Origin of the sequence: Microbacterium enclense, from assembly GCF_001456955.1 — a bacterium.
Lineage (GTDB): Bacteria > Actinomycetota > Actinomycetes > Actinomycetales > Microbacteriaceae > Microbacterium > Microbacterium enclense.
This window is the reverse complement of the sequence record NZ_KQ758471.1, coordinates 150,138-162,684: the sequence shown is the minus strand read 5'-3', so window position 1 is coordinate 162,684 and position 12,547 is coordinate 150,138. Positions and strand designations below refer to the sequence as shown.

At 72.8% G+C, this 12,547-nt stretch carries 13 protein-coding genes and 1 tRNA gene; 6 read left to right on the top strand and 8 right to left on the bottom strand.

The features are described from left to right. Positions 1-80: 80 nt before the first annotated feature. Genes AS029_RS10870 through AS029_RS10860 form a run of 3 tightly spaced genes read right to left on the bottom strand, consistent with a single transcriptional unit; the run spans position 81 to position 1,847 of the window. Complete coding sequence (locus tag AS029_RS10870; RefSeq protein ID WP_058232619.1) at positions 81-644, bottom strand: DUF3618 domain-containing protein; 564 nt, start codon at positions 642-644, stop codon at positions 81-83. Continuing rightward, on the bottom strand, positions 641-1,054 hold the full coding sequence (locus AS029_RS10865) for a phage holin family protein (RefSeq protein WP_058232618.1): 414 nt from the start codon (positions 1,052-1,054) through the stop codon (positions 641-643). Before AS029_RS10865 ends, AS029_RS10870 begins: the two co-directional genes overlap by 4 nt. Beyond that, positions 1,032-1,847: a hypothetical protein gene (locus tag AS029_RS10860; RefSeq protein ID WP_058232617.1), complete on the bottom strand. Its 816-nt coding sequence runs from the start codon at positions 1,845-1,847 to the stop codon at positions 1,032-1,034. Before AS029_RS10860 ends, AS029_RS10865 begins: the two co-directional genes overlap by 23 nt. Positions 1,848-2,117: 270 nt before the next feature. Between AS029_RS10860 and AS029_RS10855 the strand changes: the two genes are divergently transcribed. Continuing rightward, entirely contained in the window at positions 2,118-2,570 is a 453-nt protein-coding gene (locus AS029_RS10855) for a MarR family transcriptional regulator (protein WP_058232616.1), read from the top strand. A 93-nt stretch (positions 2,571-2,663) separates the two neighbouring features. Here AS029_RS10855 and AS029_RS10850 read toward each other — a convergent pair whose 3' ends face one another. Next, on the bottom strand, positions 2,664-3,020 hold the full coding sequence (locus tag AS029_RS10850) for a hypothetical protein (RefSeq protein ID WP_074615932.1): 357 nt from the start codon (positions 3,018-3,020) through the stop codon (positions 2,664-2,666). A gap of 416 nt (positions 3,021-3,436) precedes the next feature. On the opposite strand from AS029_RS10850, the gene AS029_RS10845 reads away from it, so the two are divergent. After that, positions 3,437-4,372: an AraC family transcriptional regulator gene (locus AS029_RS10845; protein ID WP_058232614.1), complete on the top strand. Its 936-nt coding sequence runs from the start codon at positions 3,437-3,439 to the stop codon at positions 4,370-4,372. A gap of 168 nt (positions 4,373-4,540) precedes the next feature. On the opposite strand, the gene AS029_RS10840 is transcribed toward AS029_RS10845, so the two are convergent. Continuing rightward, positions 4,541-6,034, bottom strand: a complete 1,494-nt coding sequence (locus AS029_RS10840) for a SulP family inorganic anion transporter (RefSeq protein WP_058232613.1) — start codon at positions 6,032-6,034, stop codon at positions 4,541-4,543. Positions 6,035-6,152: 118 nt separating this feature from the next. On the opposite strand from AS029_RS10840, the gene AS029_RS10835 reads away from it, so the two are divergent. The 4 genes from AS029_RS10835 (at position 6,153) to AS029_RS10820 (ending at position 7,882) form a co-directional block, all read left to right on the top strand. Beyond that, positions 6,153-6,524 carry a MerR family transcriptional regulator gene (locus AS029_RS10835; RefSeq protein WP_058232612.1) on the top strand — a complete coding sequence of 124 codons (372 nt, stop codon included), beginning with the start codon at positions 6,153-6,155 and terminating at the stop codon, positions 6,522-6,524. Then, on the top strand, positions 6,521-7,093 hold the full coding sequence (locus AS029_RS10830; protein ID WP_058232611.1) for a GNAT family N-acetyltransferase: 573 nt from the start codon (positions 6,521-6,523) through the stop codon (positions 7,091-7,093). The genes AS029_RS10835 and AS029_RS10830 overlap by 4 nt, the downstream gene beginning before the upstream one ends. 162 nt (positions 7,094-7,255) lie before the next feature. Next, positions 7,256-7,732: an NUDIX hydrolase gene (locus AS029_RS10825; protein ID WP_058232610.1), complete on the top strand. Its 477-nt coding sequence runs from the start codon at positions 7,256-7,258 to the stop codon at positions 7,730-7,732. Between the two features lie 58 nt (positions 7,733-7,790). Beyond that, positions 7,791-7,882 (top strand) — tRNA-Ser (locus AS029_RS10820). 55 nt (positions 7,883-7,937) lie between these two features. Here the strand turns inward: AS029_RS10820 and AS029_RS10815 are convergent. Genes AS029_RS10815 through AS029_RS10805 form a run of 3 tightly spaced genes read right to left on the bottom strand, consistent with a single transcriptional unit; the run spans position 7,938 to position 12,527 of the window. Next, positions 7,938-10,241 (bottom strand): transglutaminase TgpA family protein, encoded by a 2,304-nt coding sequence (locus AS029_RS10815; protein WP_058232609.1) that lies wholly within the window; start codon positions 10,239-10,241, stop codon positions 7,938-7,940. Further along, positions 10,228-11,484 carry a DUF58 domain-containing protein gene (locus AS029_RS10810; RefSeq protein WP_228375932.1) on the bottom strand — a complete coding sequence of 419 codons (1,257 nt, stop codon included), beginning with the start codon at positions 11,482-11,484 and terminating at the stop codon, positions 10,228-10,230. The genes AS029_RS10815 and AS029_RS10810 overlap by 14 nt, the downstream gene beginning before the upstream one ends. Further along, complete coding sequence (locus AS029_RS10805; protein ID WP_082642270.1) at positions 11,481-12,527, bottom strand: AAA family ATPase; 1,047 nt, start codon at positions 12,525-12,527, stop codon at positions 11,481-11,483. The genes AS029_RS10810 and AS029_RS10805 overlap by 4 nt, the downstream gene beginning before the upstream one ends. Positions 12,528-12,547: the final 20 nt, after the last annotated feature.

Below are 12,547 nucleotides of genomic sequence, written 5' to 3'. Positions count from 1 at the left end.
CAACGGCGCGCCGCTGAGCGGGGGTGCAGGAGCGAGCCGCGGGACGGAGCGAGCCCGGTGCTCCGCCCCGCGGCGCCCCCTCACGCGTCGCGGACGGTGCTCCCCGCGTCCTGCGCGCGGTCACGCACGGCGGAGGCCGCGTCGGAGGACTCGTCCTTGACGTGCGCGACGGCTTCGGTCGCCCGGTCTTTGACAGCGGCCGCGGCGTCCTGCACCGGCTCCTTCAGGTCGTCGGCGATCTCGCGCGCGACGTCCTTGGCGCCCTCGACGAGCGGTTGCGCCTTGTCTTTCGCCTTCGCCGCCGCGTCGCGCTCCGCGCGGGTGGGGGGAATCAGCGACGCCAGCACGAGACCCGCCCCGAAGGCGACCAGACCCACGGCGAGGGGGTTGCCCTTGACCTTCTCGGTCGCGTGGTGCGCGGCGTCGCCGGCGTGGTGGGCGAGATCGGATGCCGCCGAGCCCGTGTCGTCGGCGACACCCATCACGCGGTCCCGCACGCGGCCCACGGCGGCGTGCACCTTGCTCTTCTGCCGCTCCACGATCTTGGCGGGGGTCACCTTGTCGGCCAGGGCGTCCACGTCGGACCCCAGCTCGGCGCGGGTGCGCTCGATGTCGGCGCGGATGGCTTCCGGTGAATCGGTCATCGGTTCTCCTCGTTCCTGGTGAATGCTTCCGGGATCTCCTGCAGGGTCGCGGCGGTCTGTGGCACGCCCTGCACCTTCTTCAACTGCGTGCGACCGACCGCGAACAGGATGCCGCCGATCACGGCCCAGATCACGGCGACGATCACGGCCGACCACGCGTCGCCCACGAGCAGCGCGAGGGCGGCCCACAGCGCGATCGACAGGAACAGCACGGCCATGCCGGCGGCGTATCCCGCCCCGCCGAGCAGACCCGCGCCCTTCGCTGACTGCGAGGCGGACTCCTTGACCTCGGCCTTGGCGAGGGCGAGTTCCTGACGCATCAGCGTCGACATGTCACGCGTGACCTCGCCGACGAGCTCGCCGAGCGACGTGGTCGCGGCGCGGCGCTCAGACGGTGTCGGGTCGGTCATGCGATCCCTCCTCACGGATGCCCTCGAGTCGGGCTGCGGATTCGGTGTACAGGGGCGGGTCGCCGCCGTCCGCGCCGGTGGTCAGCCCGGTGTCGTCGATCTCCGCACCGACGATGCCGTCGGGAGCGGTGTCCGCGAACGCCGGCGCGCTCGTGCCGACCCCCACGGGCACGGTGCCCGCCCCGCTCGGCAGGGGCGGCGGGTCGCCGACCGTGCGGGCCGCTGCGTCGGCCTCGGCGAAGCGAGGTCCGCCCAGAGCGTCCCGTTCGCCCGACGACGAGGTTCCGGATGCCGCGCCGGCGGCGATGGCGCGGCTCAACCGCCCCACGACGACCCCGGCGATGGCGGCGACCGCGATGAAGGTGCCGGGACGGCGCCGCGCGAACGACGTCACCTCCTGCAGGAGCTGCTGCGGGTCACGGTCGCCGAGCCAGGTACCGACGGTCGACAGGTGTCCCGCCGCCCGCCGGACGAGGTCGCCGGCCATGCCGCCGTTGTCGTCGGCCTCGGCCATGCGCGAGAGGTCGGTGCCCATCGATCCGAGGCCGTCGGCGAGCCGACGCTGCTGGGTGGCGGCGTGGTCCGACAGTTCCCTGCCCGACTGCGCCACCACGTCGCCGAGTCGGGCCTTCGCCTCACCGGCGACGGCGGCCGCTTCGTGCGCGCCCGTCTGGGCGACACCACGTGCGGCCTCACCCGCGGTGCGGGTCACCTCGGACGCCTCGTGCGTGGCGGTCTGGGCCTTACCGGATGCGCCGGTGTCCTCGTCGTTCGACATGTTGAACTGCGACATGGTCGCTCCTTCCGTGTCTGAGGGACTCCGGTCTAGGTGCGAGATCGCTCCTTCGCCGCGGGCCTTGCGCCGCCTCCGGCCGCATGCAACGCGCGTCGCGTCCGCGCGTCCGCGCGTTCCGGCCAGCGGGCGGAGCGTCCTCTTCCGGCGGAGGCGCGGCCGAGCCTGCCGACGCCGTGCGTCTGGATGCGAGGCGTCCGGGTGACAGCGCGCGACGCGCGGAACGCAACCCGCACGTCCGCCCCGCGGAACTGAGTACGATCGTGGGTCGTGCGCACCTCTTCCGAGATCACCTCGCCGCCCGTCGCCGGGTCGGCACTGGGGCGCGCCCTGCTCGCGTACGGGGAGGCTCGGCGCATCGCCGCGATCGAGGCGCGCCGCGAGCTGTCGCTGAACGAGCTCGATGCACGGGCGCTGCTGTTCGTGGCCGAGAACCCGGGGGCTCGTCCGTCGCACGTGCGGGATCACCTCGGCATCACGTCGGCCGGCGTGACGACCCTGATCGACCGTCTCGTTCAGCGCGGGGCGGTTCGCCGCGACCTCGACGACGATGACAGGCGCGTGAACCACATCACCGCGATCGTCGACCTCGACGCGCCGCCCTGGTCCGCGCTGCGCGCGTTCGACAACGGTATCGAGACCGCGATCGCGACCATCGACCCCGCGGATGCGCGGCGGACGGCCGAGCTTCTCGAGCGCATCGTCGAGGCCGTCTCGGCCTGAGGCGCTCACCCACCCCGTCGGGGCGGGCGGCACGGTCCGGCGGACGCGTCGACGCCCCCGGTGTGCGAGCCCGCGGGTGGACGCCGCGTCGGATCAGCCGACTCCGTCGCGTGCCGCGGCGAGGAACGCCTCCGACCGCGCCTGCAGGAAGGAGCAGAGCGCCGCCAGGGTCGCGAGCTCGCCCGACAGGGCCATCACGCGCCCGGCGGGAAGGGGAGCGGCGTCTTCGCGGGGTTCGAAGGTGACCGCCCACTCGGTCGATTCATGGTCGGAGCCGGGTGCGACGTAGAAGGTGGTCGACACGCTGCGCAGGCGCGCGGCGATCAATCCGGCATCTTCGCCGTCTTCGCTGTCTTGCGGGATGACGCGGAGGATTTCGGCATCGTCGTAACCGAGCGCGCGAAAATCGTCGACCCACGTCTGCAGTGTCGTCATGGTGCGAAACGGCATCAGCATCCCTTCGAATCGGGCGCGAAAAGCGACCCCCCTCATTATGGCGGGCGGACGGACGTCTCGACGCGGGGTCACGAGCACCGCGCCGAGACGGCGTCCGACCGGGTCCGCCGGGGAACGACAGCCGTCCGGTCGATGCAGCCGGGCTGCGAGGACATGCTGGCCCGCGCACGCAGGGAATGCAAAGACGAAACCGCGGGAATGCGTGCGCCGGACGACCGGTCGCGTCAAACGGCCGCGAGCGGCGAATGCGCGCCACAGCCGATGCAAAGGTTACGGTGGAGTGCGGGTGCGGGGGCATCGGTGTCGATCGCCGGCCGTTCTGTCGACTGCGTGAGAGCGTTCCCATACTCGCTCTCGGCGGACGACGCAATGGCCTTGCCGCACATTCTCGGACGATTTAGGAAACACCCGTGGAGCACACCAACATCGAAACGCGAGACGCGGAGACCGTCGAGCACCTGTGGCAGACGATCGTGCCGGGGGCGCGCATCAACCGTGCCGAGGCCATCCAGCCGGCCCTCGCGTGGCACGCGGCGTCGGAGCCCGGTTTCGGGTTCTGCGACTACACGATGGGCTCCACCATGCTCGTCGAGTCCGACCCCCTCGACCAGGTCGTGGTCGGGCGCATCGCGGGACCCCGAGTGGCGGGGACCTACCGTCGCGAACGCATCGACACCGCCGTGCCGTTCATGGTCGTCGACCGCCCGCTCGAGATCGCCTTCACCGGACGCATCGCCGCCACCGCGGTGTCGTTCGCGCGCTCCGACTTCGACGAGGCGGCGCGCCGCCTCTCGGGCGACGACAGTCTGCGCGTGCGGGCGACCGGTTACGCGCCGGTGAACGAGCAGCGCCTGCGGTATTGGACGCGCACGTGGGAGTACGCCCGCGACGTTCTGCTGCGCTCGCCCGAGCGCACCCCGATCATCGAGCAGCAGGCCCGCACCCTCATGCTGGAGGCGTCGCTGCTGGCCTTCCCGACCACGTTCACCGACGCCCTGGCTGCGGGTCGCCCGTCGCGGCCGCTGCCCGCGCCGGTGCGCCGGGCCAAGGCCTACGTCGAGGCGCACGCCGCCGAGCCCGTGGTGCTGGCCGACATCGCCCAGGCGGCGCGGCTGTCGCCCCGCGGTCTGCAGTACGCGTTCCGCGCGGCCACCGGGCGCACCCCGATGCAGTATCTGCGTCGTGTGCGCCTCGACGCCGCCCGTGCGGAACTGCGCAGCGCCGACCCGTCGGTGGAGACCGTGGCCGCGATCGCCGCGCGGTGGGGCTTCTCGAACCTCGGCCGCTTCGCCGCCATGTACCGGGGCGAGTTCGGCGAGACGCCGTCGACGACGCTGCGCTCCTGACGCGCGGGCGGTGACCCTCGCGGGTGGTCATTCCATGGGCGGTGAGCCTGGCGTGCCGAAGGGAGGAGTCGGGGCGGGCGGAGGACGAACTCCGCCGTGGCATCCTCCCTTCGCCCTGAATCCTCCGCTCGACCACGCCGCCCACGCCGCCCGCACCGCGGCGCGCCGTCAGTGGCCGGCGCCGAGCCCTCCCGTAAGGCGCCCGTGGAAGCGCCGGGCGGTGTCGTTCATCCCCTCGAGCTGCACGGCGGTGCCGAGGTGCGCGTACTTCGTCTGCACGGCATCCAGAGCCGCCACCGTCGAGGCATCCCACACGTGCGAGCGCGAGAGGTCGATCACCACGCGTGCGGGGTCGCGGTGGTACGCGAACTTCGTGGTGAGGTCGTTGCTCGAGGCGAAGAAGAGCTCGCCCTCCACGACGTAGCGCGCCGTGTCACCCTCGACGGTGCGGGTCACGCTCGTCAGCGAAGCGACGCGCCGGGCGAACAGCACCGCCGCGGCGACCACGCCCACGCCGACACCGATCGCGAGGTTGTGCGTCCACACGGTGACCGCCACCGTCAGCACCATGACCACCGTCTCGCTCACCGGCATCCGGCGCAGGGTCGAGGGTCGGATGCTGTGCCAGTCGAAGGTCGCGACCGACACGACGATCATCACCGCGACGAGCACCGCCATCGGGATGATCGCCACGACGTCGCCGAACGCGAGCACGAGCACGAGCAGGAAGACACCGGCGAGGAACGTCGAGATGCGCGTGCGGGCGCCCGAGGCCTTCACGTTGATCATCGTCTGCCCGATCATCGCGCAGCCGCCCATCCCACCGAACAGTCCCGACAGCACGTTCGCCGCGCCCTGGCCGAGCGACTCGCGCGTCTTCGACGAGGGAGTGTCGGTGATGTCGTCGACGAGGGCCGCCGTCATCAGCGACTCGAGCAGCCCGACGACCGCCATCGCCACCGCGAACGGGAAGATGATGCCGAGGGTCTCGAGGGTGAACGGCACGTTCGGGATCAGCAGGGCGGGCAGGCTCTCGGGCAGGGCGCCCTGGTCGCCGACCGTCGGCACCGAGATGCCGAACACGACCGCGGCACCGGTGAGCAGCACGATCGCGACGAGGGGCGCCGGCACGGCTCTGGTGACGCGGGGCAGCAGGTACATGATCAGGAGCCCCGCCGCGGCGATCGGATAGACCGCCCACGGCACGCCGATGAGCTGCGGCACCTGCGCCACGAAGATGAGGATGGCCAGCGCGTTCACGAACCCGACCATGACGCTGCGCGGGATGTACCGCATGAGCTTGGCCACGCCCAGCAGACCGAGCGCCACCTGCAGGATGCCGCCCAGGATCACCGTCGCGAGCAGATAATCGACGCCGTGCTCGCGCGCGACGGGGGCGATGACCAGCGCGATCGCTCCGGTCGCGGCCGAGATCATGGCGGGGCGGCCGCCCAGGAAGGCGATGGCGACGGCCATCACGAACGACGAGAACAGGCCCAGGCGGGGATCTACGCCGGCGATGATCGAGAAGGCGATGGCCTCGGGGATCAGCGCGATGGCCACGACGAGTCCGGCCAGCACCTCGCGGGTGAGCAGGCGTGGCGAGCGCAGGGCCTGGAGCACGGTGGGTTCGGGGCGCGGGCGCGCGAGGACGTCGGTCATGAGACGCTCCGGAAGGTGGGAGGGGCCCCGCGTCGACGCGGGGAAGAATAGGGGGGGGTCGCGATCGCGACCGAGACAAACTCTACCGTAACGAGAGGGTTGCGGAACGGGGGATGCCATGACCGCCCAGCGACCGATGCAGATCGGCGAGCTCGCCGAGCGCACCGGCCTGTCGATCCGCACGCTCCGCCACTACGACGAGATCGGACTCCTCCGGCCGTCGGCGCGCAGCGACGGCGGGTTCCGCCTCTACACCGCCGACGACGAGTCGCGGCTCCTGCTCATCCGCCGCATGAAGCCGCTCGGATACTCGCTGGAGCAGATGGGCGAGTTGCTCGCGGTCGTCGACGGCCTCGACGCCGATCCCGCCGACGCGGCGCTCGCCGCGCGATTCGCCGACATCCGCGACGAGGCGTTGACGCGCCGCGACGACCTGCGCCGCAAGCTCGACGCCGCCGACGAGTTCGTCGCGCAGCTGGAGGCACGGTGACCGCCCACGATCTCGCGCTCGAGGGGCACGGCATCCGGCTCACCCCCGCCGTGCCCGACGACGCCGCCGATGCCTGGGCCCTGACCGACGCGGGCCTGTGGGCGGGGATGACGACGCCCTGGCCCGACTCGGTCGAGGCGTACGCCGCGCGCATCGCGCAGCAGCAGGCGACGCCGGGGGTGTTCGCCTTCATGGTTCGGGATGCCGAGACCCTCGGCATCCGTGGATCGACGACGTTCTACGAGTACGCGCCGGCGCAGGGGCGGGTCGAGATCGGCACGACCTGGTACGGCCGGGCCTTCCAGGGCGGTCGGACCAACCCCGCGACCAAGCTGCTGTTGCTGCGGCACGCCTTCGAGCAGTGGGGGCTCAACCGCGTGGCGCTGCGCTGCGACGCGCGGAACACGCGCAGTGCCGGTGCGATCGAGCGCCTCGGCGCCACGCCCGAGGGGCGGCTGCGCCACCACCGGATCGCGCCCGACGGCTCCATCGGCGACACGCTGTACTTCTCGATCCTGCGCGAAGAGTGGCCGGCCGTGTGCGCGGGGCTGGAGCGGCGCCTGGGGTGAGCTCGCGGGCCGGGTTCGGCGTCGGGAGGAGAAAACGCCGGGGGAGGATCCCGCGAGGCGGCGCTGTCCTCCGCTCGCCGATTCCCCTCCCGCCGGCCGCTGCCCACGGCATCCGTGCGACTACCCGGCGTATCCCGGCGCGCGCTCTGGAAGACTGCCGGGGTGAGCGACCACACGACGACGGGTGAACCGAAGACCCGCACCACGGCCCGCGTCCTCGTCTTCGACGAGGACGGCGCGCTGCTGCTGATGAAGCAGCACTGGGGTCGGCGCGTGCGGCCGGCGCGCTGGCTGACGGTGGGCGGTGGCATCGAACCGGGCGAGGACGCCGCGACGGCGGCGGTTCGAGAACTCTTCGAGGAGACGGGCCTGCGAGTGGATGCCGTGGGCCGACCGGTCGCGTTCCGCGACATCGCACTCCCTCCGGCGGAGGAGTACGAGCGCCGCACGGCGGTGTATTTCGTGGTGCGCGTCCCGCGGTTCGAGATCGCCCGTCATGCGTGGACCGAGAGCGAGCAGGACGACATCGTGGACGTGCGGTGGTTCTCACCCGCAGAACTCGCGGCGTCGCAGGATGCGTTCGACCCCGAGGGCGTCCGGGAGATCGTCGCCTCCCTCGACGGGACGGAACAGGTATGACATCGCTGCGCCGGACGACGGCGGGGGAGAGCCCCGGCGCCGTGTAAGCTCTTCTGTTGGAAGTGTGTCCGAGCGGCCTAAGGAGCATGGCTGGAATCCATGTAGGCGGGGTAACTCGCCTCGCAGGTTCAAATCCTGTCACTTCCGCCAGATGAGCCCCCGGTGAGCGATTGCTCGCCGGGGGCTTCTGCGTGCCGAGGCGCGCTCAGCTGCCGACCGTCTCGCGCTCGGCCTCGACCGCTCCGGGACGGACGACCAGCGACCGGGGGAGCAGTGCCGCGACCAGGCGACGGGTCGGCGGCACGCCCGCCCGAAGTCGGCTGCGAAGGCGCTCCACCGCCTCCGCCAGAGCGGGACCGCTCGCGGGGTCGACGGCATCCTCCGCGTAGCTGACGCGCTCGACGGCGGCGCGCAACAGATCGACGTCTGCGGCGTCGACACCGTGGTCGGCGATGAGACGGGCCGCGAACGCGCGCGGCGACTCCGCTCCGGATGCCGGGATGCCGAGGTCGACCGCCTCCTCCTGCAACGCCCGCCACGCCGCGACCGCATCCCCGGCGCGGGCGGCCGTCAGACGGCGGCCCCGGCGCAGCACGCGGACGACCGAGGGGACGATCAGCAGCACGAGCAGCGCCGCACCGACCAGCGAGGGCGCGACCCACGAGGTGGAGGCCCGTGCACCCGTGGCGACCCCGGGGCCGTTCTGCGCGTCGATGTCGGGCCGCGCGGCCTGCGACGGCGCCGTCGAGGGGGCATCCTCGGGCGCAGCGGCATCCTGTTCCGGGGTGTCGGGCGTGGTCGAGCCGCCCGACCCCGAACCCGAGGCGAAGTTCGTCGGCACTCCCAGGCTGTTGGTCGGCTCGAACGGCACCCACCCGATGCCCTCGAACGACACTTCGGGCCAGGCGTGCAACTGGCTCGAGGTGACGGTGTATTCGCTGCCGTCCTCCGGCGAGCTGCTGGTCGCGGTGCCGGGGAGGTAGCCGATGACGATGCGGGCGGGCATGCCCAGCGAGCGCGCCATCACGGCGAACGCGGAGGCGTAGTGCACGCAGTACCCCGCACGCACCTGCAGGAAGTCGGCGACGGCATCCAATCCCGCGCCGTCGAAGCCCGAGTCGACGGGGGCGTCGAGCGAGTAGCGGAACTGGCTGCTGCGGAACCACGTCTGCAGCGCCGCCAGCTGGTCGTAGGGCGACTGCGCGCCGGCAGTCACCTCGCGGGCGGTGTCGCCGATGACGGCCGGCACGTCGCCGGGCAGGCTCGTCAGGGCGGGGTCGAGGTCGGCGCCGCCCACCGAGCGGGAGCGGATCTGCTCCAGCGTGGGCCGCGGCACATCGGCCTGCACCTCGTAGACCTGTTCGCGCGTGGACCCGGCGCGCGTGACGACCGTGCGGTTCTGCGGCATCCCGAGCCAATCCCCGTTCAGACCCGTCACGGTCGAGGCCGGGTAGGGCACGGGCAGCCAGGGGCTGTCGAGCTGGTCCACCGTCACCGTGGTCGTGTAATCGGCGACCGTGATGTCGCCGTCGACGGCGACGGGCTCGAACACCGCACCCTCCGACGGCAGGGGAACGGTGTCGGAACTGTCGGGCTGCCAGACGGAGCCGTCGAAACGCGACAGCGTGACCGCCCTCAGGTACGGCGCGGTCGGCGCGGTGGTGCGCACGCTCAGCACGTCGACCTCGCGCGGCTGGCGCAGGTCGTTGCCGAGCTCGAGGTTGGGGTTGATGGTCGTGCCGATGCCGCCCGTGCCGCCGGTCGCGAAGCGGAGCCCGGGTTGGGGAAGAAGCGGGGTGGCCACCACCGCCACGATGACCGCCACCGCGGCGACTCCGAGCGCGGTCGCCGAGATGCCGACCACCCGGGGGGACCCCGCGCGCGGCCGGGAAGAGGCGGCGGTGCGCGCGCGCGTGTCGACGCGCAGGAGGAACAGCAGCGCCGCCGCCAGGAGCACGAAAGCGACGATGTCGATGTCGGAGGGGATGGCGATCGTCGGGATCAACGACACGGCGACGAGGCCGACGCCGGCCAGCAGCGGCATCCGCGCGGTGAGCACCACGTGATCGAGCACCACGGCGAGGCCCGCGACGGCTGCCACCAGCAGGAACGACAGCCCCGTCTGCGCCACGACCGGCGCGACCCCGGTGCGGATCTCGTCGGAGGCCCCGGCCAGCAGCCCGGGCACCGTCCCGAAGGTCGCCGGCGTGGGGATCACCCCCAGGATCGCCGAGGACCGTCCGAAGATCGCCGTCAGCAACACCACGCCCACCACGATCTCGGCCACCGTGGCGAACACGGCGGGCAGCCGGGTCACGCGCACCACGAGGCCCGCGCCGAGCACCGCGGCGGTGGTGAAGACCGCCCCCGCGACCCACGCACCGGGCGCGATGACCGAGAACACCGGCAGCAGGGCCGCGGCGATGGCGGCGAAGAGCCCGACGGTGAGCAGTGTCGCGTCGCGCCGCCTGCGCGGGGTGCGCAGCACCGTCACGTCAGCGGCCGACACGGCCGTACCCCTCGTCCATGGCCTCGTCCCACGCCGCGGCCACGTCGGCGCCGGGGCGCAGGACCGCGGCGCGCCAGCCCCCGGCGCGCAGACGCGAGAGGTCGGCGTGCTCGCTGACGACGAGCAGCACGGGAAGTGCGGAGTGGTGGGCCACGCCGCCCAGCGCGGCCCGGTCGTCGGGGTCGAGCGCGCCCGTGACCACGACCACGGGCCCGGCGAGGGCGGCGGCGGATGCCGGCACCACCCGCCGTGCGGGATCGTCGGCCCGGGCGCGCAGGGTGGCGAAACCGGCCGCGGCGGCTCGCGCCTCGCCGTCGTCGCCGCCCTCGACCGGGTCGATCAGCAGCGTTCCGTCGCTGTCGACGACGTCGACGGTGTAGCCCTCGTGCACGAGACGGGCGACCGCGGAGACGCACGCCGTGACGGCCGTCTCGAACCCCGCGTCGCTGCCGGGGGCGTGGGCGGCCAGCGGCGACCAGCGCGAGAGCGCGCGGTCGAGCACGACGGTGGCGGCGGGGCTGGACTCCTGCTCCTCCTGGCGCACCATGAGGGTGTCGCGGTGGGCGGTGGCCCGCCAGTGGATGCGCCGCATCGAATCGCCCGGGGCGTAGGGCCGCGCGACGAGGTTGTCGGCGCCCTGCCCGAGCTGCAGCGTCGTCGTCTGACGGCTGCCGCCCGCGTCGCCCGAGGCGGGGGGCAGCACGGCGAGGTCGACGATGGCCGGGGCCACGGTGACGGGGGTCGTCCGCCCCAACGCCAGGCGCCGCCGCAACAGCCCGAAGGGATCGGTCGTGGTCACCTCGAACGGCCCCAGAGAATGGATGCCGCGCGATACGCCGACCACGTCGTAGCGCACCTGCACGGCGCCGCCCGTCCCCGACAGGGTGGAGCCGGTTGCCGGTGACGCCCCCTCGGCACGGCCCGAGAGGCCCGACGGAAGAGCGTCTACCCACCGGCCGGGACCGCTCGGCAGGGCGCTGCGCAGGCCCGCGCGCACGAGCACCGAGGCCGTCCCGCCGACCTCGGGGACGTCGGGCGAGACGACCCGCGAGACGGTGCCCGCGCCCCGGGTGAGCAGCAGCGCGATCGCCGACGCGGCCAAGAGCGCGGCCAGCAGCGTCGCGAAGTACAACAGCTCCGGGATGCCGGCGCGCTCGGCGATGACGAACGCGCCGACGGCGAGCAGCAGCGCGCCCGTCCCCCGGAGGGTGAAGGGCCACCAGCGCCGCACGAGCGACCTCACGGACGCGGCGCGAGGGGCACCCGCACGCTCGCCGCGATGCGCTCGAGCGCCTCGCCGACGACGGCGGCTCCGGCCCGCCCACCCGCGGCCGAGCGGTTCGCGATGAGGCGGTGGGCGAACACCGGCGACAGCAGTTCGGTGATGTCGTCGGGGATGACGTACGAGCGGGCGTCGAGAGCGGCGCGCACCTTGGCGGCGCGCACGAGCTGCAACGTCGCGCGCGGGCTCGCGCCCAGGCGGATGTCGGGGTGGCTGCGCGTGGCCTGCGCCAGGGCGACGACGTACTCCTCGAGCGCGGGCGCGACGTGAACCCCGCGGGCCCAGGCGATCATCGCGGTGACCTCCCGCGCGGTCACGACCGGCGAGAGCGTGTCGAGCGGATTCACCGCGTCGCGCTGGCGGAGCATGAGCGCTTCGGCCGCGGCATCCGGATACCCCATCGAGATGCGTAGCAGGAAGCGGTCGCGTTGGGCCTCGGGGAGGGCGTACGTGCCCTCCATCTCGAACGGGTTCTGCGTCGCCACGACGAGGAACGGCGAGGGCAGCACGTGGGTGCGCCCGTCGACGGTGACCTGGCGCTCCTCCATCGCCTCCAGCAGCGAGGACTGCGTCTTGGGGGAGGAACGGTTGATCTCGTCGGCGATGACGATGTGCGCGAACACCGCACCCGGCGTGAACTCGAACTGCCGCTGTACGGGGTTGAAGACCGACACGCCCGTGATGTCGCCCGGCAGCAGATCGGGAGTGAATTGGATGCGACGCACGTCGGCGTCAATGGTGGCCGCGAGCGCACGCGCGAGCATCGTCTTGCCCACCCCCGGCACGTCCTCGATGAGCAGATGACCCTCGGCGAGCAGGGCGATGAGGGCGCTGCGTACCGCATGCGGCTTGCCGTCGATCACGCGCCCGACGGATGCCAGGATCTTCCCGGTCAGCCGGGCGAACGCGTCCGCGTCGAGCGGGGCGTCGAGCACCCCTCGGGCGGGGGCGGATTCGCTTCGACGCAGCCGTGACGCCGCCTCGGTCGTGACCGTCTCGTCCATGGCATCCCTTGTGTCGCGGG